The sequence below is a fragment of the Pseudomonas sp. BLCC-B112 genome, assembly GCF_028550695.1.
In the GTDB taxonomy this organism is placed as follows: domain Bacteria; phylum Pseudomonadota; class Gammaproteobacteria; order Pseudomonadales; family Pseudomonadaceae; genus Aquipseudomonas; species Aquipseudomonas danubii.
The window spans coordinates 1,100,560-1,126,811 of record NZ_JAQQGK010000001.1 but is presented as its reverse complement, the minus strand read 5'-3'; the positions used below and the strand labels follow the sequence as shown (position 1 = coordinate 1,126,811).

Genomic DNA, 26,252 nt, shown 5'->3' with positions numbered 1-26,252 from the left:
TCGAGAAAGGTAGCTCATGCGACAAAAGGACGCCGGTTTACAGGGCCCCATCGAAAGTCCCTACCGTTCAAGAAAATGGATTGACCTGCGCCATCCGCCGTGAATACACTTTGCGCAAAACCACTTGTATACAATTACAAAACGCAAGAGGCACAAAACCATGAGCAAAATGAGAGCAATCGAAGCCGCCGTTCTGGTGATGCGCCGTGAAGGGGTCGATACCGCTTTTGGCATCCCGGGTGCCGCCATCAACCCGCTGTATTCCGCGCTGCAGAAGGTCGGAGGCATCGATCACGTCCTCGCTCGCCACGTCGAAGGCGCCTCGCACATGGCCGAGGGCTACACCCGCACCAAGGCCGGCAACATCGGCGTGTGCATCGGCACTTCCGGCCCGGCCGGCACCGACATGGTCACCGGCCTGTACAGCGCCTCGGCCGACTCGATCCCGATTCTCTGCATCACCGGCCAGGCGCCCCGGGCCCGCCTGCACAAGGAAGACTTCCAGGCCGTGGACATCACCAGCATCGTCAAGCCGGTGACCAAGTGGGCCACCACCGTGCTGGAACCGGGCCAGGTGCCCTACGCCTTCCAGAAAGCCTTCTATGAAATGCGCTCCGGCCGTCCTGGTCCGGTGTTGATCGACCTGCCATTCGACGTGCAGATGGCGGAAATCGAATTCGACATCGACGCCTACCAGCCACTGCCCCTGGCCAAACCGGCGGCCACCCGGCTGCAGGCGGAAAAGGTTCTGGCCCTGCTGGACCAGGCCGAACGCCCGTTGCTGGTAGCCGGTGGCGGTGTGATCAACGCCGATGCCAGCGACCTGCTGGTGGAGTTCGCCGAACTGACCGGCATTCCAGTGATCCCGACCCTGATGGGCTGGGGCACCATCCCTGACGATCACCCACAGATGGTGGGCATGGTCGGCCTGCAGACCTCTCATCGCTACGGCAACGCCACCCTGCTCAAATCCGACACGGTGCTGGGCATCGGCAACCGCTGGGCCAACCGCCACACCGGCTCGGTGGACGTCTACACCGAAGGCCGCAAGTTCATTCACGTGGACATCGAGCCAACCCAGATCGGCCGGGTATTCACTCCGGACCTGGGCATCGTCTCCGACGCTGGCAGCGCCCTGACCGTACTGCTGGAAGTGGCTCGTGAATGGCAGACCGCCGGTAAGTTGAAAGATCGCAGCGCCTGGCTGCATGACTGCCAGCAGCGCAAGGCCAGCCTGCATCGCAAGACCCACTTCGACAACGTGCCGGTCAAGCCGCAACGGGTCTACGAAGAGATGAACCAGGTCTTCGGCAAGGACACCTGCTACGTCAGCACCATCGGCCTGTCGCAGATTGCCGGTGCGCAATTCCTCCACGTCTACAAGCCACGCCACTGGATCAACTGTGGTCAGGCCGGCCCATTGGGCTGGACCATCCCCGCCGCCCTCGGCGTGGTCAAGGCCGATCCGAACCGCCAGGTGGTGGCCCTGTCCGGCGACTACGACTTCCAGTTCATGATCGAAGAGCTGGCAGTAGGGGCACAGTTCAACCTGCCGTACATCCACGTGGTGGTGAACAACTCCTACCTGGGGCTGATCCGCCAGGCCCAGCGCGGCTTCGAGATGGACTACTGCGTGCAGCTGTCCTTCGACAACCTCAACGCGCCGGAGCTCAACGGCTACGGCGTGGACCACGTCGCGGTCGCCGAAGGCCTGGGCTGCAAGGCCCTGCGGGTGTTCGAACCCAAGGACATCCAGCCGGCCCTGCGCCAGGCCCAGGAAATGCTCCAGACCTTCAAGGTACCGGTGGTCGTGGAGATCATCCTGGAGCGCGTAACCAACATTTCCATGGGCACCGAAATCAACGCGGTCAACGAGTTCGAAGACCTGGCGCTGGTGGGCAACGACGCCCCTACCGCCATTTCCCTGCTCGACTAAACCCTGTAGCCGCGCCCCCAGGCTGCCATCAGGTTCGCAGAACCTGGCCGGGATCTGCCCCGCACCCTCTTCAAGAGGCACTGCCGGGGCAGCTCGACTGCAGCCTTCGCCCGCTCTACAGGCTTCACCGATTCACAGGAGACCACCATGCCGCGTTTTGCCGCCAACCTGTCCATGCTGTTCACCGAACAGGACTTCCTCGCTCGCTTCAAGGCCGCCGCCGATGCCGGTTTCAGCGGCGTCGAATACCTGTTCCCCTACGAATTCAGCTCCGCCGAGATCAAGGCGCAACTCGATGCCCACGGCCTGACCCAGGTGCTGTTCAACCTGCCCGCCGGCGACTGGGGCAAGGGTGAGCGCGGAATCGCCTGCCTGCCCGACCGGGTCGAGGAATTCCGTGCCGGCGTCGACCTGGCCATCGCCTACGCCCAGGTCCTGGGCAACACCCAGATCAACTGCCTGGCCGGCATCCGTCCCCAGGGGGCTGATGCCGCGTTGCTGGAAAAGACCTTCGTCGCCAACCTCAAATACGCCGCCGACAAACTGCAGGCGGTCGGCATCAAGCTGGTGATGGAAGCCATCAACACCCGCGACATTCCCGGCTTCTACCTCAACAACACCGCCCAGGCGCTGTCGATCCGCGAACAAGTAGGCAGTGCCAACCTGTTCCTGCAGTACGACATCTATCACATGCAAATCATGGAAGGTGACCTGGCGCGGACCATGGCCAACCACCTCAACCAGATCAACCACATCCAGCTGGCAGACAACCCAGGACGCAACGAACCCGGCACCGGCGAGATCAACTATCGCTTCCTCTTCGAGCACCTGGACAGCATCGGCTACCAGGGCTGGGTCGGCTGCGAATACAAGCCGCTGACCACCACCGAAGCGGGCCTCGGCTGGCTGAAAACCCACAACGCAATCTGAAACCGCCCCCCTGTAGGAGCCGGCTTGCCGGCGAACAGGCCCGCAAGCCGTGCTGCGCCTTCGCTGGCCAGCCAGCTCCTACAAGGTCCCGTTGAATAGAGGATTTTTATCATGGCTAAAATCGGATTTATCGGCACCGGCATCATGGGTCATCCCATGGCGGCAAACCTGCAAAAAGCCGGTCACTCCCTGCTGCTCTCGGAACACCACGGCAAGGCCCCGGCCGACCTGATCGCCGCCGGCGCGGTGGCCCTGGCCTCGCCCAAAGAAGTGGCCCAGGAAGCCGAATTCGTCATCATCATGGTGCCCGATACCCCTCAGGTCGAAGACGTGCTGCTGCGTGCCGACGGCGTTGCCGCCGGGATCGGCAAGGGCAAGATCGTCATCGACATGAGTTCCATCTCCCCCACCGCGACCAAGGCCTTCGCCGCCAAGATCAACGAGAAAGGCGCGCAGTACCTGGACGCACCGGTGTCCGGCGGTGAAGTCGGGGCCAAGGCCGCGACCCTGAGCATCATGGTCGGTGGCGACAGCCAGGCCTTTGAGCGCGCCTTGCCGCTGTTCCAGAGCATGGGCAAGAACATCACCCTGGTGGGGGGCAACGGTGACGGTCAGACCGCCAAGGTGGCCAACCAGATCATCGTCGCCCTGAACATCCAGGCCGTGGCCGAAGCCCTGCTGTTCGCCTCGAAGAACGGTGCCGATCCGGCCAAGGTGCGTGAAGCGCTGATGGGCGGTTTTGCCTCCTCGAAGATCCTCGAAGTGCACGGTGAACGCATGATCAAGGGCACCTTCGATCCAGGCTTCCGCATCAACCTGCACCAGAAGGACCTGAACCTGGCCCTCAGTGGCGCCCGCGAGCTGGGGATCAACCTGCCCAACACCGCCAATACCCAGCAAGTGTTCAGCACCTGCACCGCTATTGGTGGCGGCAACTGGGACCACTCGGCCCTGATCAAGGGCCTGGAACACATGGCCAACTTCTCGATCCGCGATAAGAAATAAGCAGCGTCCGTAGCCGCTACCCCAAGCAGCGCCAAGGTTTGCAGGAAACGCCTCACGGCGGGCCAGGGACAGGCCCTGCTGACCTTGTCGCCGCCTGAGGTGGCGGCTACACCCGTTTCAAGCCCCCCATAACAAGAAATCCGGGAGCCCGCCATGTCGGTCGATCCGCAACAATTCCTCCGAGAGCTGTTCGCCACAGCCATCGACGCCGCCCATCCGCAACAGGTTCTCGAAGCCCATCTCCCCAGCGACCGCAGCGGCCGCGTCATCGTCATCGGTGCCGGCAAGGCAGCGGCGGCCATGGCCCAAGTCGTGGAACGCAGCTGGCAGGGCGACGTCTCCGGGCTGGTGGTTACCCGCTACGGCCACGGCGCCCCGTGCACCAAGATCGAAGTGGTCGAGGCCGCTCACCCGGTGCCCGACGCGGCCGGCCTGGCCGTGGCCAAGCGGGTACTGGAGCTGGTCAGCAACCTGTCAGAACAGGATCGGGTGATTTTCCTGCTGTCCGGCGGCGGTTCGGCGCTGCTGGCCCTGCCCGCCACGGGCATCACCCTGGCCGACAAGCAAGCCATCAACAAGGCCCTGCTGAAATCCGGCGCCACCATCAGCGAGATGAACTGCGTGCGCAAGCACCTCTCGGCGATCAAGGGCGGACGCCTGGCCAAGGCCTGCTGGCCGGCCACGGTCTACACCTATGCCATTTCCGACGTCCCCGGCGACCTGGCCACGGTCATCGCTTCCGGCCCCACAGTGGCCGATCCGAGTACCTCGGCCGAAGCCCTGGCGATTCTCAAGCGCTATGCCATTGAAGTACCCGCAGCAGTACGCAACTGGTTGCAGAACCCCGACTCGGAAACCGTCAAGCCCGGCGACCCGTGCCTGGAACGCAGCCACTTCCAGTTGATCGCCCGCCCCCAGCAATCCCTGGAAGCCGCCGCGGTCAAAGCCCGCCAGGCCGGCTACAGCCCGCTGATCCTCGGCGACCTGGAAGGCGAATCCCGGGAGGTGGCCAAGGTTCACGCCGGCATCGCCCGCCAAGTAGCCTTGCACGGCCAGCCCCTGGCGGCGCCCTGCGTAATCCTTTCCGGTGGCGAAACCACGGTTACCGTGCGCGGCAAAGGTCGCGGCGGCCGCAACGCCGAGTTCCTCCTGAGCCTCACCGACAGCCTCAAGGGGCATCCCGGGATCTACGCCCTGGCCGGCGATACCGACGGCATCGACGGCTCCGAAGACAATGCCGGGGCGATCATGACCCCGGACAGCTACGCTCGGGCTGCGGCCCTGGGCCTGAGCGCCAGCGACGAGCTGGACAACAACAATGGCTATGGCTACTTCGCAGCCCTGGGCGACCTGATCGTCACCGAGCCGACCCGTACCAACGTCAACGACTTCCGCGCCATCCTGATCCTCGAGAACCCCAAACATGACGCCTGACAAGAAAGTCAAAATCCTCGCCACCCTGGGGCCGGCCACCGACAGCATCGAGGACATCCGCGAACTGGTGCAGGCCGGCGTAAACATCTTCCGACTCAACTTCAGCCACGGCAGCCATGCCGACCATGCTCAGCGATATGAGTGGATTCGCCAGATCGAACGCGAGCTGAACTGCCCCCTGGGCATCCTCATGGACCTGCAAGGACCGAAACTGCGGGTTGGCACCTTCGCCGAGGGCAAGGCGCAGTTGGTACGCGGCCAGGCCCTGCGCCTGGACCTGGACCCGACGCCGGGGACCGCCCAGCGGGTCAACCTGCCGCACCCGGAAATCATCGCGGCCCTGGAGCCCGGAATGGACCTGCTGCTGGACGACGGCAAGCTGCGCCTGCGGGTCATCGCCAAGCACGCGGACGCCATCGAGACCACCGTGCTCAATGGCGGCGAACTGTCGGACCGCAAGGGCGTCAATGTGCCCCAGGCAGTGCTCGACCTCAGCCCGCTGACCGCCAAGGACCGCCGCGACCTGAGCTTCGGCCTGGAATTGGGCGTGGATTGGGTGGCGCTGTCCTTCGTGCAACGTCCGGAAGACATCCGTGAAGCCCGTACCCTGATTGGCGACAAGGCCTACCTGATGGCCAAGATCGAAAAGCCTTCCGCGGTGGCCCAACTGCGGGAAATCGCCGAACTGAGCGACGCGATCATGGTGGCCAGAGGTGACCTGGGGGTGGAAGTCCCGGCGGAAAGCGTGCCGCAGATCCAGAAGAACATCATCAGCACCTGCCGTCAGCTGGGCAAACCCGTAGTGGTCGCCACACAGATGCTGGAGTCCATGCGTTTCTCCCCGGCGCCCACCCGAGCCGAGGTGACCGACGTCGCCAATGCCGTGGCCGAAGGCAGCGATGCGGTGATGCTCTCGGCGGAAACCGCCTCCGGGGAATACCCGCTGGAAGCGGTGCAGATGATGAGCAAGATCATTCGCCAGGTGGAAACCGGCCCCGACTACCAGACTCAACTGGACGTCAGCCGCCCCCAGGCCGAAGCCACGGTATCCGACGCCATCAGCTGCGCGATCCGCCGGGTGTGCAGCATCCTGCCCGTGGCGGTGCTGGTGAACTACAGCGAGTCCGGCAGTTCCACCCTGCGTGCCGCCCGGGAACGTCCTTCGGTACCTATCCTCAACCTGACGCCGAACCTGCAGACAGCGCGCCGCTTGAGCCTGGCCTGGGGTGTGCACTCGGTGGTCAATGACCGCTTGCGCCAGGTGGACGAGGTCTGTGCCACGGCCCTGGAAATCGCCCAGGCCCAGGGCCTGGCCAAACGCGGGGATACCGTGGTGATCACCACCGGCGTGCCGTTCGGCCAGCCGGGAACCACCAACTCCCTGCGCGTCGAAACCCTTCTCTGACCCGCCGCAGCGCCCGCGACCTGCAGCGAGCCTCCCAAGGAGGATGCCGCTGGGGTCGAACGCTGCGGTACGACAACCACCGCACTCGCCGACTCTCGTCATGCCTGCACAGTCTTTCAATGCCTTCTGCCCCGACTGGGCCACTGCCTTGCTCAACGGTTTCAGTCAGATTTTCCTCCAGCGCCACCCGCTGTGCGGCCTGCTGTGCCTGCTGGCGATCCTGATCAGCGCCCCGGCCCTGCTCGGGGGCGCCCTGCTGGGTGCCCTGGCCGGCCTGCTCACCGCCCAGCAACGGGGCTATGCCAAGGCCGACCGGCAAGCCGGACTCTTCAGCTATAACGGCGTGCTCCTGGGCCTGCTGCTGAGCCTGTACCTGCCCTGGTCGGTGCTGCTGCCGCCGCTGATCATCGCCGCCGCCGGCCTCAGCGCGATCATCACCCAGCAATGGCTGAAACGGGCCCGCAGCCCCGCCAGCCTGCCGGCCTACACCGCGCCCTTCGTGGGCCTGGGCTGGCTGTTGCTGAGCCTGATGGAACCCATGCAATCCATGCCCCAGGCGCTGCCCGACCTGTCCCTGTGGAGCCTGCTGAGCGGACTGTTCCAGGGCCTGGGCCAGATCATGTTCCTCGGTCAGCCACTGGCCGGATTGTTGATTCTCCTCGGCCTGCTGCTGGCCAACCGCCGCGCAGCGACCTGGGCCCTGATCGGTTCCGCCAGCGGCCTGGCCTTGACACTGCTGCTGCATGAGCCCGGCCGGGCCCTGCTGGGCCTGGGCGGCTACAACTGCGCACTGGTGGCACTGGCCCTGGGCCAAGGGGCCCGACGTCCGTGGCGGCCACTGGCAGGAATGTGCCTGGCGCTGCTGATTACCCCGGGCATCGTCGCCCTGGGGCTAGCGCCCCTCACCGCCCCCTTCGTCCTGGCCTGCTGGCTGATGCATGTCGCCACCCGGGTCCTGGGGCCAGCGCCTGGGGACCACGCACCTTGCGCTCCCCCGGCAACTCCCCCTAGGCTTCGCTGATCTTTGATTCAGGCGATTCCCATGGTTAACCGCGACAACTGGCGCCAGCGCCTCTACGTGATGATCTTCCAGACCGATACGGTGGCCGGAAGACGCTTCGATACGACCCTGCTGCTGATCATCCTCGCCAGCCTGGTGATCGTGATTCTCGACAGCATCGACGAGGTGCACAGCAACTACGCCGACGTCCTGGCGTACATCGAATGGGGCTTCACCCTGATCTTCCTCATCGAGTACGGACTGCGCCTGTATTGCTCCCCCAAACCCCTGCGCTATGCCTTCAGCTTCTATGGCCTGGTGGACCTGCTGGCGATCGTCCCCGGCATCCTCGCCCTGTACTACAGCGACGCCCAGTACCTGTTGATCATTCGTATCATCCGCATGCTGCGGATCTTCCGCGTGCTCAAGCTGTCGCCCTACCTGAAACAGGCCCATTACCTGCTCGATGCCCTGCGCGGCAGCAAGCAGAAGATCCTGGTGTTCCTGCTCAGCGTCTGCACCCTGGTCACGGTGTTCGGCACCCTGATGTACGTGGTGGAAGGCCCGGAACATGGCTTTACCAGTATCCCCAAGGGCATCTACTGGGCCATCGTCACCCTGACCACCGTGGGCTATGGCGATATCGTGCCCAAGACCGTGATCGGCCAGATTATTTCGTCCATGGTGATGATCACCGGTTACTCGATCATTGCCGTGCCTACCGGGATCTTCACCGCGGAGCTGGCCAGCGCCATGCGCGGCGAACAGCTCAAGCACGACTGCCCGGTGTGCCGCAAGAACAGTCACGAACCGGCCGCAGCCTTCTGCTCTCGCTGTGGCAACGCGCTGTTCAAGAAAATGGAATAAGCAAAGTACTTTTTAATCTTTAAAGAGATATAGCGCCCCGGCTATAGTCGGCGGCAAATTGCCTTCACTCTCGAACAAAAGGAATGCGCAGTGAAAAAACTCTTCAGCGCCTCGCTTCTGGCCGCCGGCCTGGCCCTGGGCAGCGTCGCCCAGGCCGCACCGACCCTGCTCAACGTGTCCTACGACGTGATGCGCGACTTCTACAAGGACTACAACACCGCCTTCCAGAAACACTGGAAAGCCGAGCACAACGAAAACATCACCCTGCAGATGTCCTTCGGCGGCTCCAGCAAGCAGGCGCGCTCGGTGATCGACGGCCTGCCGGCGGATGTCATCACCATGAACATGGCCACCGACATCAACGCCCTGGCGGACAACGGCAAACTGGTGCCGGACAACTGGGTAACGCGCCTGCCGAACAACAGTGCGCCCTTCACTTCGGCCACCGTGTTCATCGTCCGCAAGGGCAACCCCAAGGCCCTGAAAGACTGGCCAGACCTGCTCAAGGATGGCGTGCAAGTGATAGTGCCCAACCCCAAGACCTCGGGTAACGGCCGCTACACCTACCTCTCGGCCTGGGGCTACGTGCTGAAGAACGGCGGCGACGAGAACAAGGCCAAGGACTTCGTCGGCAAACTCTTCAAGCAGGCCCCGGTACTGGACACCGGTGGCCGCGCCGCCACCACCACCTTCATGACCAACCAGATCGGCGACGTGCTGGTGACCTTCGAGAACGAAGCGGAAATGATCGCCCGCGAATTCGGCCGCGATCAGTTCGAAGTGATCTACCCAAGCGTCTCCGCTGAAGCCGAGCCGCCGGTGTCGGTGGTAGACAAAGTGGTGGAGAAGAAAGGCACCCGCGCTGCGGCCGAGGAGTACCTGAAGTACCTGTGGTCGCCGGAAGGCCAGGAAATCGCCGCCAACAACTACCTGCGCCCACGGGACCCGAAAGTCCTGGCCAAGTACACCGACCGCTTCCCGAAAGTCGACTTCCTGTCGGTGGAGAAGACCTTCGGCGACTGGCGCAGCGTGCAGAAGACCCATTTCAACGACGGCGGGGTCTTCGACCAGATCTATACCAACGCCAAGTGACGCTGGTAGCCCGATAAAAAAAGCGACCGTGAAGGTCGCTTTTTTTATGCCGCCGATCAGGGAGTCACAGAGCCCGCGCCGAACTGAACTGCGCGGCTTCGGCTGCCTGATAACGCTCATCCAGCACCGCCTCCGCCTCGACTTCGATCAACCACTCCGGCAACGACAGCCCGCTGACGATGATCCATGAGGACGCCGGTGGCTGGCTGGCAAAACGCTCGAGCAATACCGCGCTGATGTGCTCCTGCTGATCCCGCGCCGCTTCGGCGATGTAGATCCGCAACATCACCACATCCGCCAGTTGGCCTCCCGCCTCGGCCAGGACCTTCTCGATATTGTCGAAGGCCTGCTCGGTCTGCTGCCGCAGGCCCGGTCCTACGGTGCGCTCCTGCTCATCCACCCCCACCTGACCGGACAGCAGCAGGCGTCGACCGCCGCGCACCTCCACCGCCTGGCTGAAACCGTATTGCAGGGAATTGAACACACTGGCTGGGTTGAACGTTGACTTTTCCATAAGGGACTCCCACCGCACTGAACGACCGGAAACCCTAAACCAAGGCCTCAGCGACTTCCACTGCAAGCGCAGCGCAGCAACATTTGGCAACGCAAGCTTCAGCGCGGGGTTGCCAGCCTTGAGCAGGCTGCCCCCAGGGCCGTGAAGAACATGAGCATGCTATCGAACAAGATGTAAGTAAATGTATCATCGGCCCTCGGCAGCGGCACGCCCCGGCCATCTCCAGAGCCTCATGACTCAGAGATTTATTCCCAACAGGAATGAATGCTATCGCCCCGCCCTCTCTACTGCGTTACTGCGCGGTCTCTTAACCTCGTTCCATCCTTTCGTCGCCAAGAGAAACCTGATGACTTCCACGACCCAGGTGCTGCCCGCCAGCAACGTGACAATGACCCGAGGCATGGTGCTGCTGTTCGCCTTCTGCTGCGGCGCCATCGTCGCCAACATCTACTACGCACAACCGATCATCGAGCTGATCGCCCCGGACCTGGGCCTGTCCAGCTCCCTGGCCAGCCTGATCGTGTCCCTGACCCAGATCGGCTATGCCCTGGGCCTGTTCTTCCTGGTGCCCCTGGGAGACCTGCTGGAAAACCGTCGGTTGATGATCATCACCACCCTGGTGGCCATCGCCAGCCTGCTGGGGGCTGCGTATACCCAGCAGCCCAACGCCTTCCTCCTGGTATCGCTGCTGATCGGCTTCAGCTCGGTGTCGGTACAGATCCTCATTCCCCTGGCTGCGCACCTGGCCCCGGAGGAGTCCCGAGGACGAGTGGTGGGCGGCATCATGGGCGGCCTGCTGCTGGGGATTCTCCTGGCCCGCCCGGTGTCCAGCGTGGTGACCGATCTCTTCGGCTGGCGCGCAATGTTCATCGCCGCCGCCGTGCTGATGGCCGCCATCAGCCTGGTATTGATGCTGACCATACCCAAGCGCCAGCCGGCCCACAGCGCCACCTACGGCCAACTGCTGCGCTCCCTGGGCGGCCTGCTGCGCCAGCAGCCGGTCCTGCGCCAGCGAGCCTTCTACCAGGGCTGCATGTTCGCCACCTTCAGCCTGTTCTGGACCGCCGCGCCCCTGGAACTGGCACGGCATCACGGCCTGTCACAAAGCCAGATCGCGATCTTTGCCCTGGTGGGCGCCATCGGCGCCATCGCCGCCCCCATCAGCGGACGTCTCGCGGATGCCGGCCATACCCGCATCGCCTCGCTGCTGGCCATGCTCCTGGCAGCCCTGAGCTTTATCCCGACACTGATCCATCCCGCCTATAGCGTCATCGGCCTGGCAGTGACCGGGGTGGTCCTGGATTTCTGTGTGCAGATGAACATGGTGCTCGGCCAACGGGCGGTGTATGCCCTGGACGCCCACAGTCGCAGTCGCCTCAACGCGCTGTACATGACCAGCATCTTCATCGGTGGCGCCTTCGGCTCGTCGATTGCCAGTGCGGTGTACGAACACGGCGGCTGGCTGGGAGTGGTGCTGGTGGGCAGTGGGTTTCCACTGCTGGCCCTGCTGCGCTTCCTGCTGGTGGCGGACAACCGCCGCGCGGCCAGCGCCTAGGCCGTGCGCCCAGGACTCGGTGAACGTTTTGGCGCACACTCCCCGATTCACCCCTTCTCAACCCAGCAAGGACAACCGATGGACCGCCTGGCCGCGATGGAAACCTTTGTACATGTGGTGGAAAGCGGCTCCTTCTCCGCTGCCGCCCGGCGTCTGAACCTGGGTCAGCCCGCCGTATCGAAAAGCATCGCCCAACTGGAGGCCTATCTGCAGGTGCGGCTGTTGCTGCGCTCCACCCGCGGCCTGAGCCCCACCGAAGCCGGCCTGGCCTTCTTCGAACGGGCCAAACGCACCCTGGAGGAAGCCAGCGAAGCGGAAAATGCCGCCCGGGGCTCGGCCTCCCAGTTGCGTGGCACCTTGCGCATCTGTGCGGCGGTGACCTTCGCCCGCCTGCATATCATTCCTCACCTGGGGCCCTTTCTGGAGCAGCACCCCGAGTTGCAGATCGACGTGGTGATGGATGATCACACCATCAATCTGGTGGAGGCGGGAGTCGATGTCGCCCTGCGCATGGGCAGCCTCGCCGACTCGACTCTCATCGCCCGCCAGATCGCCGAGTGCCCGCGCCTGCTGCTGGCCACTCCCGAGTACTTCGCCGAGCACGGCGAGCCGCAGCATCCCGGTGAATTGACCGGGCATCAAGCGGTGATCTATAGCCGGGGGCCCGGCAATCTCTGGCACTTTTCCCAAGGCGACGACGAGCAACGGGTAAGTGTCAGTGGCAGGGTTCGAGTGAATGCCGCAGAAGGCTTGCGCGAATCGGTACTGGCCCATCAGGGGCTGGCAATGGCCTCGCAATGGATGTTTGCCCCGGAGCTGGCCAAGGGTGCGGTCAAGGCCGTGCTCACGGATTGGCAACTGCCCCGGCAGCAGCTGTGGGCTGTGTTTCCCGGCGGGCGCCTGGTGAGTGCCAAGGCCCGGGCGTTCGTGGATTATGTGGAGCAGTTGCTGGAGCGTCTGTGAAACCCCGGCCTCAGATCCGCTCGCGCACCAGCACTTCGATATTCGCCGCCTCACCCCAGCGCCGCAGCCGGTCGATCAGGCTCAGGTCGGTTTCACCCACCAGATACAGGACGTCGATGGTCTGGATCGCGGCCCACTGGACGAACTCACTGCTGTCGAACTCGCCAAGACTGGCGAGCTGGAACTCGTTCTCGTAGAAACCTGGGATCACCGGGACCGGGGTGTCCTGGGGGCTGGCTCCGGCAATGAACGGGCAGGACAGGTGCACCACGCCCCATTGCGCCACACGCCAGTTCCTCAGGGCTTCGTCCAGGCGCGCGCGGGCACCGCGGACAAAGCCCAGGCCGTCGATCACTACCCGCCGGTTGACGATCAGCCATAGCTTGCGCCGGCGCGGCGCCTTGAGCAGTACCTCGCCGGTCACCTTGGACGCCCGCAGCGCCAGGGCGATCACCAGCAGCAAAGGTGCGCAGTAGCCATAGAGCCTCTCGGTCTGACTGGCCTCGGTCAGGCCATGCAGACGGTGTACCTCGGCCCGCTGGTGCTCCAGCTCACCGAAGGTGTCCCCCAGACGCTGCAGCCATTGCTGCACCAGAGGCGCTGAATACTCACCACGAAGGTCGCCCAGGGCCTGCTGCACCTTGATCACGGCCAAAGCCGAAAGACGCCCATCGGCAGAACGCTCCAATGTGCCAAAGCGTTCGCACAGGCTGATGACCTGGGCGGCATCCTGGGGCTCATGCAGCTCCAGCGCCGCCTTGCAGTGAGCGCTGCCGAGCATGTCGTCGATCTCGGCCAGCACTCTGCGCTGCGCTGCGTCCCGGGCACTTTGTGCCAGCTGGTAGTCACTCTGGAACCAGTCCACCCGCACCGCCTGGGTGGCGCTGATCAGGGCCAGGGCAGCCAGCAGCAACCAGCCGTAGTCGACTTTCTTCCAGCCGACCTCCCCCAAGCGGAAAACCGAGATCAGGCTCCAGCAGAAGAAGTAGTACATGAAAGCGAAGGCCACCAGCAGGTACACCGGTGCCAGGGACAGATAGATCAGCTCCGGCACGTCCGCCGGCCCCAGGCCGTACAACAGCAACAGGACGCAGACCACGGCCAGCCAGAACACCATCGGCGCGACATAGGGTTTGTTCAGGTCTTTCTTCATCGGGCGCTCAACGGCTGATACTCAGGAACACCCCGCTGTATCGGCCAGCCTGGGCAGGGCTTAAATAATCCGCTGACCATGGCAAGGCCGGCGCCGGCTCTGGCCCGCGCCTGTACAGTCAGTCAATGGTGTTGGAAATTACTGGAACTGACGCCCCAGCCCTGCGGGTACACCATGGATGTCGGTGTCTTCCCAAGGACCGTCGGGGCTGATGGAGCGGCTCCAGCCGTTGTTCCAACGGTAATAGGTGCGTTGGCGATAGAAGGTGTTGCTCTGGTTATCCAGCACATAGACCCCCAGCCGCGCATCCCAGTGGCTGTGCCCGCCGGGTGGCGGAGCAAAGCTGGCGGAGGTGCGTGGCAGGGGCTTGGCGGCGGGAATCGGCGCCCCGGGCTTGCCTGGCGCAGGAGCCGTGGACGGGGCCGGGCGCGTGCTCGGCCCCGCAGGCGGGATGGGTTCAGAGGAGGTCGGCGCCGGCCGGTGGACCGTACAAGCACTCAACCCCAGGACCAGTGACAACAGGGTGATACGAGCGATGGCGGTCATGGCGGCTTCTCTGATTATTGATCCGGACTGTCGATGGTCAGCTGTTGCGCGGCCGTGGTGCTGCTGGGCAGGGGCTGGCTCTGCCCGATCCACTCGCCGGCCGTTGGCTGGCCGGCACGGGAAATGCGCGCAACCAATTGGACTTCAGGGAAGTTCGACAGTTTCAACTGCGGCATCATCGCGTCGCTATCCCCCAGCTCCACAGTGGCCGGCAGGTCGGCGACGGTCAGGCGCTTGGCCGCCAACGGCGCGGGCGGGCCCTGGGTGGCACGGGCGAAGATGAATACGCTGTCACCCGGCTGGACCTTGGCCTTGAGCTCCGCAGCCAGATCGACCCGGACCTTGAGCAAGGCGCCCTTGGCCTTGACCGCAGGCTCGGCCGCGACCTTGCCACCGGCTGCCAGCAGTTTCTCGCTGGCGCGATCAATGCCTCCCTGCAGCGCGGCACGGGAATTGTCCTGCGGCGGCAGTTGCGCCTGCAGGCGCTTCCAGTAATCGATGGCCTCCTGGAAACGCCCGCCTTCGAAAGCGGCGATACCCAGCAACCCGAGACTGGTGACTTCGTTGGGATCGGCCTTCAACGCTTCATCGGTCAAGCCCTGGACCTTGTCCGACCATTGCTTGTTATCGGCGAAGTACTGCGCCTGGGCCCACTGCCCCAACAGCTCGGGCTGGCGTCCGGCCAGAGCCACGGTACGCTCGAAGATCTTCGCCGCGTCCGCTGGACGGTCCTGGGCCATGTAGGTACGCCCAAGGAAGTACAGGCCCTCGGCAGAATCCGGCTGGGCCGCCACTGCGCGCTCCAGGCGCCGGGTCATTTCTTCCATGGACTGCGGCGCCTGGGCGAACTCCCGGGTCAGCTCGACCTTGTCGCTGGCACCAAAATGCAGGTACAGACCCAAGCCCAGCACCGGCACCAGCAGCGCCGCCAGCAGCGGCAGCGGTTTGCCCAGACGCGAGGTCCGCACTGGGCCGCTGCCTTCGGTGTCCGCCAAGAGTTCCCGGGCCGCTTCCGCACGCCCCGCGTCCATCTGCTCGGCACTGAGCACGCCTTGCGCTTGCTGGCCATGCAGCTCGGCCACGCGCTCTTCATAAAGCGCCACGTTCAGCGCGGTACGATCCTCCTCACGTTGGGCACGACGCTCACGCAATACCGGGATCAACAGGAAACTCAGGGCGATCAGGAGCAGCAGACCTGCTGCAAGCCAGAAATCAATCATGGGGGGTTTTATCCAGCAGTTGGTCGAGGCGCTGACGCTCTTCGACGGAAAGCGTGTTCGGGCTGTCGCTGCGCTCGACGCGACGACGCCGGACTATCACGGCAATGATCACCAGCCCACCCAGCAACAGGCCGGCAGGACCGAACCAGAGCAAGGCGGTCTTGCCGGTCAGGGCCGGCTTGTAACGCACGAAGTCACCGTAGCGATCCACCATGAAGTCGATGATCTGCTGATTGTCCTTGCCCTCGCCGAGCATGCGGAAAATCTCCTTGCGCAGGTCGGCGGCAATCGGTGCATTGGAATCGGCGATGTCCTGGTTCTGGCACTTGGGGCAGCGCAGTTCCTTGGTCAGCTCGCGAAACCTTTCGCGGTCGGTGTCATTGGCGAACTGGTAGGTATCAATGGCAGCGTGGGCCACGCCAGCGATGCTCAGGCCCAGGATGGCGGCGGCTAACCAGCGCTTCATGGCTTGGCCTCGTCGACCAGGGCCTGGTACTTGGCCGCCAGCTGTTCGCGCCACACCACTTCGTCGATCACCCCGACGAACTTGTCACGGATGATGCCCTTGGCATCGATGAAGAAGGTTTCCGGAGCGCCGTAGACACCCAGATTCAGCCCCAGGGAGCCCTCCTCGTCACGCACATCCAACAGGTAGGGATTGTGGAACTCGGCCAGCCACTTCAGGGCGTCGGCATTGACGTCCTTGTAGTTGATGCCGTAGATCACCACGCCCTTCTCGGCCAGCTTGTTCAGCACCGGATGCTCGACCCGGCAGGAAATGCACCAGGTGCCCCAGACGTTGACCAAAGCCGGCTTGCCCAGCAGGTCCGCGCGGGTCAGGGTCTTGTCGCCCTGCACCGACGGCAGGGAGAACTCCGGGAACGGCTTGCCGATCATCGCCGACGGCAGCTCGGCCGGGTCCAGATACAACCCGCGATAGAGGAACACCGCCACCACCAGGAACACCGCCAGGGGCAACATCATCATCCAGCGTCTCATGCGGCGGCTCCTGTCATGCCCAGCGCTTCGCGCACGCGGCTTTTAACCTTGACCCGATAACGCCGATCCATCGCCGCCAGCAAGCCACCGAACCCGGTGAGCAGGCCGCCGAACCAGATCCAGCGCACGAACGGCTTGACGTGTACCCGCACCGCCCAGGCGCCATCACCCAGGGATTCGCCCAGGGCGACATACAGGTCACGGGTGAAACCGGCATCGATGCCGGCTTCGGTCATCATCGAACTCTGTACGGTGTACAGGCGTTTTTCCGGGTGCAGCACCGCCACTTCCTTGCCGTTGCGCACCACACGCACAGTGCCCTTGTCGGAAGTGAAGTTCGGCCCTTCGAAATGCTTGGCGCCTTCGAAGATGAACTGATAACCGGCCAGTTCCATGGACTCGCCTGGCTCCAGGCGCAGGTCGCGCTCGGCGCTGTTCTGGCTCGACAGCACCACGCCCAGGGCGCAGATCGCAATGCCCAGGTGCGCCAGCTGCATGCCCCAATAACTGCGAGTCAGGCTTGGCAGGCCCTTGATCAGGCCCTTGTGGCGGGTCTTGTCGAAGATGTCACGCACCCCGGCCAGCAGCACCCAGGCCGCCAGCAAGAAGGTCGCCAGCACCGCCCAGTTGAAGTCGCCGTAGGCAATGCCGGCCACCACGGCCAGGGCCACGCTGCCCAGCAGCACCGGACCGAGCATGCCCAGCAGCCATTTCACCGGGGTGTCTTTCCAGCGCACCAGCACGCCCACCGCCATCACCACCATCAGCAGGGCCATCAGCGGAATGAACAGCGCATTGAAATACGGCGGGCCCACCGACAGTTTGGCCCCGGTCAGGGCATCCAGCACCAGCGGATACAGGGTGCCCAGCAGGATCATCGAGGACGCCACCACCAGCACCAGGTTGTTGCCCAACAGCAGGGTTTCCCGGGACCACAGGTTGAAGCCCACATGGCTCTTGACCACCGGCGCTCGCAAGGCAAACAGGGTCAGGGAGCCCCCCACCACGAACAGCAGGAAGATCAGGATGAACACGCCGCGCTCAGGGTCCGAGGCGAAAGCGTGCACTGAAGTCAGGACCCCGGAGCGCACCAGGAAGGTTCCCAGCAGGCTCAGGGAAAAAGCGGCAATGGCCAGCAGCACGGTCCAGCTCTTGAATACACCGCGCTTTTCCGTTACTGCCAGGGAGTGGATCAAGGCCGTGCCCACCAGCCAGGGCATGAAGGAAGCGTTTTCCACCGGGTCCCAGAACCACCAGCCGCCCCAGCCCAGTTCGTAGTAGGCCCACCAGGAGCCCAGGGTGATACCGATGCCAAGGAAGGCCCAGGCGACGATGGTCCAGGGCCGCGACCAGCGGGCCCAGGCAGCGTCCAGGCGACCGCCCAGCAGCGCGGCGATGGCAAAGGCAAAGGCCACCGAGAAACCGACGTAACCCATGTACAGCATGGGCGGGTGGACGATCAGGCCGACGTCCTGCAACAGCGGGTTGAGGTCACGACCGTCCGCCGGCACCTGGGGCAGGATTCGTGAAAACGGGTTGGAGGTCATGATCAGGAACAGCAGGAAGCCGGTGCTGATCATGCCCATCACCGCCAGCACCCGGGCCAGCATCACTTGTGGCAACTGGCGCGAGAACACCGCCACAGCGAAGGTCCAGCCCCCGAGGATCAGCGCCCAGAGCAGCAGCGAACCTTCGTGGGCGCCCCACACCGCGCTGAACTTGTAGTACCAGGGCAAGGCGCTGTTGGAGTTGCTGGCGACATAGGCCACCGAGAAATCGTCACTCATGAAGGCGTAGGTCAGGCAGCCGAAGGCGAATACCAGGAAAGCGAACTGGCCCCAGGCGGCCGGCTGGGCCAGGCTCATCCACAGGCGGTCGCCGCGCCAGGCGCCCAGCAATGGCACCACGGCCTGGACCAGGGCAAAGCACAGGGCGAGGATCATCGCCAGATGACCGAGTTCGGGAACGAACAGTGCGGAACTCATGGCTTAACCCTCTTTCGCTGGTGTCGGTGCCGACTGGCCGCTGTCTTGCAACGCCTTGGTGACTTCCGGCGGCATGTATTTCTCGTCGTGCTTGGCCAGCACTTCATCGGCCACCACCACGCCATCGGCGTTGAGCTTGCCCAGGGCGACGATGCCCTGCCCTTCGCGGAACAGGTCCGGAAGAATGCCGCGGTAGGTGATGGTCACTGACTTGTTGAAGTCGGTGACCACGAATTTCACGTCCAGGGAGTCGGCGGAACGTTGCAGGGAGCCGGCCTCGACCATGCCGCCAGCGCGAATCCGCGTGTCCAGCGGTGCTTCACCATTGGCAATTTGGGTCGGGGTGTAGAACAGGTTGATGTTTTCCTTCAGCGCGCTGAGGGCCAGGCCGACGGCAATGCCGACGCCCACCAGGATCGCCAGGATGATCAAAAGACGCTTTTTACGCAGCGGATTCACTTACCGTTCTCCCGGCGCAGACGACGCGCCTCTTGTTGCAGATAACGCTTGCGCGCCAGGATCGGCGCCACCAGCTCACGAGCCAGGACGACCAGGCAAATGCCATAGGCCGACCAGACGTAGAGGCCGTGATGGCCCATGGCGAGAAAATCGCTGAAGGATGCAAAACTCATTGTGCGGTCTCCAGGCTGCGTTGGACTTCGGCCTTGACCCAACTGGTGCGGGCTTCGCGCTTGAGCACCTCAAGGCGCATGCGCAGCAACAGCAGCACGCCAAAGAAACAATAGAAACCCAAGGACGTCAGCAGCAGCGGCAGCCACATTTCCACCGGCATGGCGGGCTTTTCGGTGAGGGTGAAAGTCGCCCCCTGGTGCAGGGTATTCCACCACTCCACCGAGTATTTGATGATCGGGATATTCACCACGCCGACAATCGCCAGCACCGCGCAGGCCTTGGCGGCGCTGTCACGATTGCTGATGGCGGCATTGAGCGCAATCAGACCTGCGTACAGAAACAGCAGGATCAGCATCGACGTTAGTCGCGCATCCCAGACCCACCAGGAACCCCAGGTCGGCTTGCCCCAGATCGCCCCGGTTACCAGGGCCAGGAAGGTGATCGAATGCCCGATGGGCGCCGCGCATTGCAGGGCAACATCGGCCAGTTTCATTTTCCACACCAGCCCGACCACACCGCACACGGCCAACATGACGTAGCAGGACTGGGCCAGCATCGCCATTGGCACATGGATATAGATGATGCGAAAGCTGTTGCCCTGCTGGTAATCCGGTGGCGCAAAGGCCAGGCCCCAGACCACGCCGATACCGATCAGCAACACGGCGGCGACGCTCAGCCAGGGCAGCAGCTTGCCGCTGATGCCGTAAAACCATTTAGGCGAGCCGAGCTTATGAAACCAAGTCCAGTTCATTCATTGCTTCCATCACGGTTGCTCTTCGCTTTCACGAACAGCCAGGGTCTTTACTGGTTAAAAAACAACCAGACCTCATTATTCGCCGACGCTGATCTTCAGGCCAGCAGCTATTGCAAAGGGTGTAAGGGTTACTGCCAGGGCGGTCAGGCTCCCAAGCCACAGCAGATAACCTGTCGCCGGCATGCCCTGCAGTGCCGCCTGCAGGGCGCCACTGCCGAGAATCAATACCGGGATGTACAGAGGCAGGATCAGTAACGCCAGCAGCAGGCCTCCACGCTTCAACCCCACCGTCAGTGCTGCGCCCACTGCGCCCAGCAGGCTCAGCACCGGAGTGCCCAGCATCAATGAAGCCAGCAACACCGGCAGGCAGGCGGCAGGCAAGCCGAGCATCAAGGCCAGCAAGGGTGCAAGCAATACCAGTGCCAGGCCGGAAAAGGCCCAGTGTGCCAGTACCTTGGCCAAAACCAGAAGAGGCAGGGGGTGCGACGAAAGGACCCACTGTTCAAGGGATCCGTCCTCGAAATCACTGCGAAAAAGCCCGTCCAGCGAGAGCAGGACGGACAATAAGGCCGCTACCCAGACCAGCCCGGGAGACAAGGTTTGCAACAGATTTGTCTCAGGTCCCACGGCCAATGGGAACAGTGCAACGACGATGGCGAAGAACACCAGGGGATTGGCCAGCTCCGCCGGGCGTCGGAACAGCAAGCGCGCTTCACGGGCCAGCAATTGGGCAAAGACGCTCATGCCGCCCACCGCCCCAGATCCAGATCGCGGTAGCCGGAGGGCATACGGGTCAGCGTGTGGTGAGTGGTCAGGACCACCATGCCACCACGTTCACAATGATTGGCCAGGTGCTCCTCGAGCTGGGCCACCCCCTGTTTGTCCAGGGCGGTGAAGGGTTCGTCGAGGATCCACAGCGGCGGGCCGTCCAGATACAACCGGGCCAAGGCCACACGACGCTGCTGGCCGGCGGACAGGGTGTGACAGGCAACGTCCTCGAAGCCGCGCAGGCCGACGGCCGCCAGGGCCTGCCAGATAGCGTCGCGCGTTGCCGGCTGGTGCAAGGCACAGAGCCAGTTGAGGTTTTCCTCGGGGGTCAGGACATCCTTGATTCCGGCGGCATGGCCTATCCACAGCAGGTTGCGCGCCAGTTCGGCGCGCTGGGCATGCAAGGGCTGGCCATTGAGCAGCACCTGACCGCTGGTGGGTTGCATCAGGCCGGCGAGCAAACGCAGCAGGCTGGTCTTGCCACTGCCGTTGGGGCCACTGATCTGCACCATGTCTCCGCCGGTCAGACGCAACTCCAAGTGTTCAAACAGCATCCGCCAGTCGCGCTCACAGGCGAGTGCTACGGCTTCGAGAAGAGGGCTGGTCAAGGGATGGTGGGCCTTTACGGGTTCAAGTCGGCAGTGGAGCGGCCGTTAAAGGGATGCAGGATAAATGCATTGGCGGCCTGTTCTAGAGAGCTGCGTCAAACATTTGCAATGTTTTCCCCACTCCCCCAAAGACGGGCGGCATTATACATGCGAAGCCCTACTCTCAAGAGGGCTAATTTCCACAGGTTGTGTCCGAATGACTGGCGAAATAAACATCCTGCCACTGCCCCAGGTGCCCGCTCCCGGCCCCTCGCGCCCTCAGCCGATCAGCGGCGAACTGCTCAAGCTGGTGCCGCCACTGGAAGGCTTGATTGCCGCCGGTCAGAGCGCCAAGGCTGAAGTGCTGTCGCTCAAGCAGACCGACCAGACCTTCCAGCTGTTGCTCAAGGTGACCCTGGACAACGGCCGGCAAACCACCGTGCAAGCCACCAGCAGCCAGCCCTTGCCCCAGGGCACCAGCCTGGCGGTGATCCAGCCTTCGGCCGGCAACCTGGCGATCACCGTGCAGCAGGCCATTGCCTCCAGCGTCGCCGCCCTGACTCGCCTGGATACCAGCCAACTGCCCGCCGGCACCCTGCTCCAGGGCAAGGTGCTGACTACCCAACTCCTGCCCCAGGGCAGCAATCAGCCGGCGATCTACCGTTCCCTGGTGAGCCTGCTCAACACGGCGCAAAGTGGCGCCACCTTGAGCATCGACAGCCCGCAGCCGCTGCGTATCGGCAGCCTGCTCAGCGCCCAGGTCGCGGATGCACAGACCCTGAACTTCGTCCCTCTGGGCAACCGCCAGGAACAACTGGCCATCGCCGCACAACTGGCCAGCCAGCAAAGCCGCCAGGGTTCCCTGAATGGACTGATCAACCTTCTGCAGAACCTGCCCGCCGACAGCGAACTGGCCACTTCCTCCGCCGACCTGCGGGCCGCCGTGGAGCGCTTGCTGGCCGGTCTGCCGGACCATCAGCAGTTGAGCACCTCGCGCGGCGTGGCCCAGGCTCTGCTGGGCAGCGGCCTGTTTCTGGAAGCCAAGCTGCTGGCCGGCACCAATCCCGGTCAGACGCCAGACCTGAAGGGCGACCTGCTGCGCCTGATCGCCCAGTTGACCCCGGGGCTGCCCTCCTCCAGCAGCTTCAATGCGATCATCGCCGCCAACACCCTGGCGCAATCGCTGCCGAGCTTCGTGCGCAGCGCCCTGGGCACCCTCGGCCAGGTCAGCGCCAAGACCTCACCCAGCGGCTTCCCGCTGCCGGCACGGCTGCTGCAAAGCCTGGAGGGCGAAGGCGATCTGGAACACTTGCTGCGCCTGGCCGCCGCTGCGGTATCACGCCTGCAGAGCCATCAACTGGCGAGCCTGGAACAAAGCGGCCAGACCGACGATGGCCGGCAACTGACCACCTGGCAGCTGGAAATTCCCATGCGCAACCTGCAGGACATCGTGCCCTTGCAGGTCAAAATGCAGCGCGAAGAAGCGCCGGAACCTGAGCCGCAACAAAAACGTGAAGAGCGAGAATCCAAGCAGGCCTTGTGGCGGCTCGATCTGGCCTTCGACCTGGAGCCCCTGGGCCCGCTGCAGGTCCAGGCTCAACTGATTCAAGGTCGGCTGTCCAGCCAGCTGTGGGCCGAACGCCCCTACACCGCGAGCCTGATCGAAAGCCACCTGGGCAACCTGCGCGAACGCCTGCTGGCTTCAGGGCTGGATGTCGGTGACCTGGACTGCCACCTGGGCATCCCGCCCCAGGGCCCGCAAACCCGATTGGAACAACGCTGGGTCGACGAAACCGCATGAAGCACACACCTCCTCCACGCCAGGCCATTGCCCTCAAGTACGACGGCCAGCAAGCCCCGACCCTGACCGCCAAGGGTGACGATGAACTGGCCGAAGCCATCCTGAAGATCGCCCGGGACTATGAAGTGCCGATCTATGAGAACGCCGAGCTGGTGAAGCTGTTGGCGCGCCTGGAGTTGGGCGAGAGCATTCCACCGGAGCTGTACCGGACCATCGCCGAAATCATCGCCTTCGCCTGGAACCTCAAGGGCAAGTTTCCGGCCGGGCATGATCCGCATCAGGTGGAACTGGAGAAAGACATCACCGAGCGCGGTGACGATTATTGAAGAGAAGCCGCGGTAAGCGCTAAGTCGCAAGCGTCCCTCGGGAAGCTTGCGACTTGTGGCTAGCCTTTGTGCAGCTTGCTGACCAGCTCCGCCTCGGCCTGGGTCAGGCCGCAGGACTGGGTCAGCTCGTCGACACTGGCGCCCATGCCCACCAGGCGCGCGGCCTGGGCGAAGGACAGGCTGGAGGGGTCACGCTGCTCCAGTTGGGCCAGTTTGTCCGGCAACGGCGCCACCACCGCTCGCAGCTCGTGCAGATCCTCGCCCATGCGCACCGTACCGCTCTGGTAATGATCGACGCGCTTGGCCAGCTCCTTGATCCGCTGGTCGCGCACGGCATCGCCTTCGGCCTGCTGGGCAGCGATCTGCCGCTGATTGCGGGTGTACGACAGGAATAGCGCCACAGTGGCGACCCAAAGGATCGCCAGGACAATCACCGCTACCTCGAGGATCAATCAGATACTCTCCAGTTCCGACCATTCCTCTTCGCTCATCATCTTGTCCAGTTCAACCAGAATCAGCAGTTCGCCGTTCTTGTTGCAGACACCCTGAATGAACTTGGCCGACTCTTCGTTACCGACATTCGGCGCGGTCTCGACTTCCGACTGACGCAGGTAAACCACTTCCGCCACGCTGTCGACCATGATCCCGACCACTTGCTTGTCGGCTTCGATGATGACGATCCGGGTGTTGTCGTTGACTTCGGTCGGCACCAGGCCGAAACGCTGACGGGTGTCGATCACGGTGACCACATTGCCCCGCAGGTTGATGATCCCCAGCACATAGCTGGGAGCACCCGGTACCGGAGCGATCTCGGTGTAGCGCAGGACTTCCTGGACGCGCATCACGTTGATGCCGTAGGACTCGTTATCCAGCTTGAAGGTGACCCATTGCAGGATCGGATCTTCGGAACCCTGTGCAGACGACGACTTATTCATACCCTGACCCCTCAAAAAACCGTTGAAAACGGCGTGTGTTCTGTGTGGCCACGTCCGACGGACGTAGCCTGTTGTTGGTTTACTTCGGCTTGTGGGCCGCTTGACTGATAGCCATCTGCTTGGCGCCACCGGTGGCAATCAACTCGGCCAGTTCAGCAACGTCAAGCAAGGCGCACATATGCTCAATCACCGTGCCGGCCAGCCACGGACGCTGGCCACGATGACTGCGCCACTTGATTTCGTTGGGGTCCAGGCGCAGGGAGCGACTGACCTGATGCACTGCCAGCCCCCACTCGTAGCCCTGGACCGAGATCACATACTGCAAGCCCTGGCGAAAATCATCACGGTAGCGATCCGGCATGACCCAGCGAGCGGTATCCAGGACTTTCAGATTACCGGCCTGGCTCGGCAGGATGCCGAGGAACCATTCCGGCTGGCCGAACAGCGGTGTCAGTTCCTGCCCCGCCAGGGAATAGATCGACCCCAGGCACACCAACGGCACTGCCAGGGTCAGGCCGGCGACATCGAACAACAGGCACTCGAAAGGTTCGGCCGCCCAGCTGGGACGGTCGCTACCGGAAACCGGAGGCGGTGTATTGTTCGGCGGCAGATGAACTTCCACCAGTGGCGGCACCAGGGCCTGGAGCATCGGCACCACCGGCGAGATCGAACTCGGCAAGGGTTCCGGCGCCTCCATTACCGCAGGTACAGGTGCAGCATCCCGGACAGCAGGTGCCGCCTGGTGCTGGGCCTGTGCGTCCCGCGCCTGCTCTTCCAACACTGCAGCCTGGAACTCATCCAGCACTTCGCTGGAAGCCGGGGACATTACCGGCGGGACCGGCGGAGCAACCTGGACCGGAGGCTCCGGTAGCTGTTCCTCTTCAGTAGCATCCTGCAGCAAAGCGTCCAGGTACGACTGCAGCGCCAGCTGAGGCCGGCTCTTGATATCCAGAGGACGGTTCATGAGGATGCCCACGCAAAAACCCCGATACAGTGATCTGTAGGGGTTATCGGCCGAGCGGTCAAGTGACTTGAATAGCGCTTCACGTCAAGCCACCTGCGCCACGAGTTGCTGGGCCAGCAGATGCTTGAGCAAGGCCTTGTAGGCCAGTACACCGCGGCTCTTGCCATCGAACTGAGATGGGGTGACCCCTGCCCGGCTGGCATCCCGCAAGCGGGTATCCACCGGGATATAGCCCTGCCAGATTTCGTCGGGAAACTTGTCCCGCAGGATGCGCAGAGTGCCCAGGGAAGCCTGGGTCCGGCGGTCGAACAGGGTCGGCACAATGGTGAACGGCAGCGGCTGCTTGCGCGAGCGATTGACCATCGCCAGGGTGTTGACCATGCGCTCCAGCCCCTTGACCGCCAAGTGCTCGGTCTGCACCGGGATCACCAACTGCTGGCTGGCCGCCAGGGCGTTGACCATCAACACACCGAGCAGCGGCGGGCTGTCGATCACCGCGTAATCGAAGTCCTGCCACAGCTGTGCCAGGCTCTTGGCGATCACCAGGCCCAAACCACTCTGCCCCGGTGACTGACGCTCAAGGGTGGCCAGGGCGGTGCTCGACGGCAACAGTGAAATGCGCTCATGGCTGGTGCCCAGCAACAACTGGCCCGGCAGGTCCTGGGGCACATTGCCCTTGTGCAGGAACAGGTCGTAGCTGCTGTGCTCCAGGCTGTCCGGGTCATAGCCGAAGTAGCTGGTCATGGAACCGTGGGGGTCGAGATCGACCACGACCACGCGCTTGCCCGCCTCGGCCAGCAAACCGGCTAAAGCGATGGAACTGGTGGTTTTACCGACACCACCCTTTTGATTGGCAACTGCCCAGACTCTCATTCGGTTT

General features: G+C 63.5%; 28 protein-coding genes. 12 read left to right on the top strand and 16 right to left on the bottom strand.

Going from position 1 to position 26,252, the window contains the following annotated elements; all coding sequences use genetic code 11:
• The first annotated feature begins 160 nt into the window (after positions 1-160).
• From gcl to PQT43_RS05190, 8 genes are all read left to right on the top strand, one after another.
• Entirely contained in the window at positions 161-1,936 is a 1,776-nt protein-coding gene (gene gcl, locus PQT43_RS05225) for a glyoxylate carboligase (protein WP_102863981.1), read from the top strand.
• A 147-nt stretch (positions 1,937-2,083) separates the two neighbouring features.
• Positions 2,084-2,866 (top strand): hydroxypyruvate isomerase, encoded by a 783-nt coding sequence (gene hyi, locus PQT43_RS05220; RefSeq protein ID WP_110595172.1) that lies wholly within the window; start codon positions 2,084-2,086, stop codon positions 2,864-2,866.
• 111 nt (positions 2,867-2,977) lie between these two features.
• Positions 2,978-3,871 (top strand): 2-hydroxy-3-oxopropionate reductase, encoded by an 894-nt coding sequence (locus PQT43_RS05215; protein ID WP_102878880.1) that lies wholly within the window; start codon positions 2,978-2,980, stop codon positions 3,869-3,871.
• A 153-nt stretch (positions 3,872-4,024) separates the two neighbouring features.
• Entirely contained in the window at positions 4,025-5,305 is a 1,281-nt protein-coding gene (locus tag PQT43_RS05210) for a glycerate kinase type-2 family protein (RefSeq protein ID WP_267269597.1), read from the top strand.
• Positions 5,295-6,710, top strand: coding sequence for a pyruvate kinase (gene pyk / locus PQT43_RS05205; protein WP_253084450.1), 1,416 nt, complete (start codon positions 5,295-5,297; stop codon positions 6,708-6,710). The genes PQT43_RS05210 and pyk overlap by 11 nt, the downstream gene beginning before the upstream one ends.
• A gap of 100 nt (positions 6,711-6,810) precedes the next feature.
• Entirely contained in the window at positions 6,811-7,731 is a 921-nt protein-coding gene (locus PQT43_RS05200) for an urea transporter (protein WP_267269596.1), read from the top strand.
• Positions 7,732-7,752: 21 nt separating this feature from the next.
• A complete protein-coding gene (locus tag PQT43_RS05195; RefSeq protein WP_102878876.1) occupies positions 7,753-8,577 on the top strand; it encodes an ion transporter in 825 nt (274 codons plus the stop codon).
• Positions 8,578-8,667: 90 nt separating this feature from the next.
• Positions 8,668-9,669, top strand: a complete 1,002-nt coding sequence (locus PQT43_RS05190; RefSeq protein ID WP_058433729.1) for a sulfate ABC transporter substrate-binding protein — start codon at positions 8,668-8,670, stop codon at positions 9,667-9,669.
• 64 nt (positions 9,670-9,733) lie between these two features.
• Here the strand turns inward: PQT43_RS05190 and PQT43_RS05185 are convergent, their stop codons facing one another.
• Positions 9,734-10,183, bottom strand: coding sequence for a RidA family protein (locus PQT43_RS05185; RefSeq protein WP_102863988.1), 450 nt, complete (start codon positions 10,181-10,183; stop codon positions 9,734-9,736).
• Between the two features lie 346 nt (positions 10,184-10,529).
• Here PQT43_RS05185 and PQT43_RS05180 point away from each other — a divergent pair, with 346 nt between their 5' ends.
• Both PQT43_RS05180 and PQT43_RS05175 read left to right on the top strand, forming a co-directional pair.
• The gene (locus PQT43_RS05180; protein ID WP_110595169.1) at positions 10,530-11,738 is read left to right on the top strand and encodes an MFS transporter; all 1,209 of its coding nucleotides are present in this window, start codon (positions 10,530-10,532) and stop codon (positions 11,736-11,738) included.
• A 78-nt stretch (positions 11,739-11,816) separates the two neighbouring features.
• Positions 11,817-12,701, top strand: coding sequence for a LysR family transcriptional regulator (locus PQT43_RS05175; protein WP_102863990.1), 885 nt, complete (start codon positions 11,817-11,819; stop codon positions 12,699-12,701).
• Positions 12,702-12,711: 10 nt separating this feature from the next.
• Here PQT43_RS05175 and PQT43_RS05170 read toward each other — a convergent pair whose 3' ends face one another.
• The 11 genes from PQT43_RS05170 to ccmA all read right to left on the bottom strand — a co-directional run bounded on the left by PQT43_RS05170 (position 12,712) and on the right by ccmA (position 21,367).
• On the bottom strand, positions 12,712-13,854 hold the full coding sequence (locus PQT43_RS05170) for a hypothetical protein (RefSeq protein WP_253084448.1): 1,143 nt from the start codon (positions 13,852-13,854) through the stop codon (positions 12,712-12,714).
• A 138-nt stretch (positions 13,855-13,992) separates the two neighbouring features.
• A complete protein-coding gene (locus PQT43_RS05165) occupies positions 13,993-14,400 on the bottom strand; it encodes a hypothetical protein (RefSeq protein WP_102863992.1) in 408 nt (135 codons plus the stop codon).
• A 14-nt stretch (positions 14,401-14,414) separates the two neighbouring features.
• Positions 14,415-15,620 carry a c-type cytochrome biogenesis protein CcmI gene (gene ccmI, locus PQT43_RS05160; RefSeq protein ID WP_102863993.1) on the bottom strand — a complete coding sequence of 402 codons (1,206 nt, stop codon included), beginning with the start codon at positions 15,618-15,620 and terminating at the stop codon, positions 14,415-14,417.
• Complete coding sequence (locus tag PQT43_RS05155) at positions 15,613-16,086, bottom strand: cytochrome c-type biogenesis protein (protein ID WP_102863994.1); 474 nt, start codon at positions 16,084-16,086, stop codon at positions 15,613-15,615. The genes ccmI and PQT43_RS05155 overlap by 8 nt, the downstream gene beginning before the upstream one ends.
• Positions 16,083-16,619 carry a DsbE family thiol:disulfide interchange protein gene (locus PQT43_RS05150; RefSeq protein WP_060838164.1) on the bottom strand — a complete coding sequence of 179 codons (537 nt, stop codon included), beginning with the start codon at positions 16,617-16,619 and terminating at the stop codon, positions 16,083-16,085. Before PQT43_RS05150 ends, PQT43_RS05155 begins: the two co-directional genes overlap by 4 nt.
• Positions 16,616-18,604, bottom strand: a complete 1,989-nt coding sequence (locus tag PQT43_RS05145) for a heme lyase CcmF/NrfE family subunit (RefSeq protein WP_267269595.1) — start codon at positions 18,602-18,604, stop codon at positions 16,616-16,618. Before PQT43_RS05145 ends, PQT43_RS05150 begins: the two co-directional genes overlap by 4 nt.
• Before the next feature lie 3 nt (positions 18,605-18,607).
• Entirely contained in the window at positions 18,608-19,063 is a 456-nt protein-coding gene (gene ccmE, locus PQT43_RS05140) for a cytochrome c maturation protein CcmE (protein WP_102863996.1), read from the bottom strand.
• Positions 19,060-19,236: a heme exporter protein CcmD gene (ccmD, locus tag PQT43_RS05135; RefSeq protein ID WP_011060018.1), complete on the bottom strand. Its 177-nt coding sequence runs from the start codon at positions 19,234-19,236 to the stop codon at positions 19,060-19,062. The genes ccmE and ccmD overlap by 4 nt, the downstream gene beginning before the upstream one ends.
• Positions 19,233-19,988 (bottom strand): heme ABC transporter permease, encoded by a 756-nt coding sequence (locus PQT43_RS05130; protein WP_102863997.1) that lies wholly within the window; start codon positions 19,986-19,988, stop codon positions 19,233-19,235. Before PQT43_RS05130 ends, ccmD begins: the two co-directional genes overlap by 4 nt.
• A gap of 78 nt (positions 19,989-20,066) precedes the next feature.
• Positions 20,067-20,735 (bottom strand): heme exporter protein CcmB, encoded by a 669-nt coding sequence (gene ccmB / locus PQT43_RS05125; protein ID WP_102864110.1) that lies wholly within the window; start codon positions 20,733-20,735, stop codon positions 20,067-20,069.
• Positions 20,732-21,367: a cytochrome c biogenesis heme-transporting ATPase CcmA gene (gene ccmA / locus PQT43_RS05120; RefSeq protein ID WP_102878871.1), complete on the bottom strand. Its 636-nt coding sequence runs from the start codon at positions 21,365-21,367 to the stop codon at positions 20,732-20,734. The genes ccmB and ccmA overlap by 4 nt, the downstream gene beginning before the upstream one ends.
• Positions 21,368-21,563: 196 nt before the next feature.
• Here ccmA and fliK point away from each other — a divergent pair, with 196 nt between their 5' ends.
• Together fliK and PQT43_RS05110 are read left to right on the top strand one after the other, a co-directional pair.
• Complete coding sequence (fliK, locus tag PQT43_RS05115; protein WP_253084445.1) at positions 21,564-23,147, top strand: flagellar hook-length control protein FliK; 1,584 nt, start codon at positions 21,564-21,566, stop codon at positions 23,145-23,147.
• The gene (locus PQT43_RS05110; protein ID WP_102878869.1) at positions 23,144-23,473 is read left to right on the top strand and encodes an EscU/YscU/HrcU family type III secretion system export apparatus switch protein; all 330 of its coding nucleotides are present in this window, start codon (positions 23,144-23,146) and stop codon (positions 23,471-23,473) included. Before fliK ends, PQT43_RS05110 begins: the two co-directional genes overlap by 4 nt.
• 59 nt (positions 23,474-23,532) lie before the next feature.
• Here the strand turns inward: PQT43_RS05110 and PQT43_RS05105 are convergent, their stop codons facing one another.
• From PQT43_RS05105 to PQT43_RS05090, 4 genes are all read right to left on the bottom strand, one after another.
• A complete protein-coding gene (locus tag PQT43_RS05105) occupies positions 23,533-23,925 on the bottom strand; it encodes a DUF2802 domain-containing protein (protein WP_102864001.1) in 393 nt (130 codons plus the stop codon).
• Positions 23,926-24,408: a chemotaxis protein CheW gene (locus tag PQT43_RS05100; RefSeq protein ID WP_011060011.1), complete on the bottom strand. Its 483-nt coding sequence runs from the start codon at positions 24,406-24,408 to the stop codon at positions 23,926-23,928.
• A gap of 79 nt (positions 24,409-24,487) precedes the next feature.
• Entirely contained in the window at positions 24,488-25,372 is an 885-nt protein-coding gene (locus PQT43_RS05095; protein WP_272753569.1) for a CheW domain-containing protein, read from the bottom strand.
• An 84-nt stretch (positions 25,373-25,456) separates the two neighbouring features.
• The gene (locus PQT43_RS05090) at positions 25,457-26,245 is read right to left on the bottom strand and encodes a ParA family protein (protein WP_102864003.1); all 789 of its coding nucleotides are present in this window, start codon (positions 26,243-26,245) and stop codon (positions 25,457-25,459) included.
• Positions 26,246-26,252: the final 7 nt, after the last annotated feature.

Coding starts and splice junctions, on each gene's coding strand:
- PQT43_RS05100 (WP_011060011.1), bottom strand. CDS start 24,408: ATGAATAAGTCGTCGTCTGCACAGGGTTCCGAAGATCCGATCCTGCAA.
- ccmD (WP_011060018.1), bottom strand. CDS start 19,236: ATGAGTTTTGCATCCTTCAGCGATTTTCTCGCCATGGGCCATCACGGC.
- gcl (WP_102863981.1), top strand. CDS start 161: ATGAGCAAAATGAGAGCAATCGAAGCCGCCGTTCTGGTGATGCGCCGT.
- PQT43_RS05095 (WP_272753569.1), bottom strand. CDS start 25,372: ATGAACCGTCCTCTGGATATCAAGAGCCGGCCTCAGCTGGCGCTGCAG.
- PQT43_RS05145 (WP_267269595.1), bottom strand. CDS start 18,604: ATGAGTTCCGCACTGTTCGTTCCCGAACTCGGTCATCTGGCGATGATC.
- PQT43_RS05210 (WP_267269597.1), top strand. CDS start 4,025: ATGTCGGTCGATCCGCAACAATTCCTCCGAGAGCTGTTCGCCACAGCC.
- PQT43_RS05215 (WP_102878880.1), top strand. CDS start 2,978: ATGGCTAAAATCGGATTTATCGGCACCGGCATCATGGGTCATCCCATG.
- PQT43_RS05180 (WP_110595169.1), top strand. CDS start 10,530: ATGACTTCCACGACCCAGGTGCTGCCCGCCAGCAACGTGACAATGACC.
- PQT43_RS05170 (WP_253084448.1), bottom strand. CDS start 13,854: ATGAAGAAAGACCTGAACAAACCCTATGTCGCGCCGATGGTGTTCTGG.
- ccmI (WP_102863993.1), bottom strand. CDS start 15,620: ATGATTGATTTCTGGCTTGCAGCAGGTCTGCTGCTCCTGATCGCCCTG.
- PQT43_RS05175 (WP_102863990.1), top strand. CDS start 11,817: ATGGACCGCCTGGCCGCGATGGAAACCTTTGTACATGTGGTGGAAAGC.
- PQT43_RS05130 (WP_102863997.1), bottom strand. CDS start 19,988: ATGAACTGGACTTGGTTTCATAAGCTCGGCTCGCCTAAATGGTTTTAC.
- pyk (WP_253084450.1), top strand. CDS start 5,295: ATGACGCCTGACAAGAAAGTCAAAATCCTCGCCACCCTGGGGCCGGCC.
- PQT43_RS05195 (WP_102878876.1), top strand. CDS start 7,753: ATGGTTAACCGCGACAACTGGCGCCAGCGCCTCTACGTGATGATCTTC.
- ccmB (WP_102864110.1), bottom strand. CDS start 20,735: ATGAGCGTCTTTGCCCAATTGCTGGCCCGTGAAGCGCGCTTGCTGTTC.
- PQT43_RS05150 (WP_060838164.1), bottom strand. CDS start 16,619: ATGAGACGCTGGATGATGATGTTGCCCCTGGCGGTGTTCCTGGTGGTG.
- hyi (WP_110595172.1), top strand. CDS start 2,084: ATGCCGCGTTTTGCCGCCAACCTGTCCATGCTGTTCACCGAACAGGAC.
- fliK (WP_253084445.1), top strand. CDS start 21,564: ATGACTGGCGAAATAAACATCCTGCCACTGCCCCAGGTGCCCGCTCCC.
- PQT43_RS05200 (WP_267269596.1), top strand. CDS start 6,811: ATGCCTGCACAGTCTTTCAATGCCTTCTGCCCCGACTGGGCCACTGCC.
- PQT43_RS05185 (WP_102863988.1), bottom strand. CDS start 10,183: ATGGAAAAGTCAACGTTCAACCCAGCCAGTGTGTTCAATTCCCTGCAA.
- PQT43_RS05090 (WP_102864003.1), bottom strand. CDS start 26,245: ATGAGAGTCTGGGCAGTTGCCAATCAAAAGGGTGGTGTCGGTAAAACC.
- PQT43_RS05155 (WP_102863994.1), bottom strand. CDS start 16,086: ATGAAGCGCTGGTTAGCCGCCGCCATCCTGGGCCTGAGCATCGCTGGC.
- PQT43_RS05110 (WP_102878869.1), top strand. CDS start 23,144: ATGAAGCACACACCTCCTCCACGCCAGGCCATTGCCCTCAAGTACGAC.
- PQT43_RS05165 (WP_102863992.1), bottom strand. CDS start 14,400: ATGACCGCCATCGCTCGTATCACCCTGTTGTCACTGGTCCTGGGGTTG.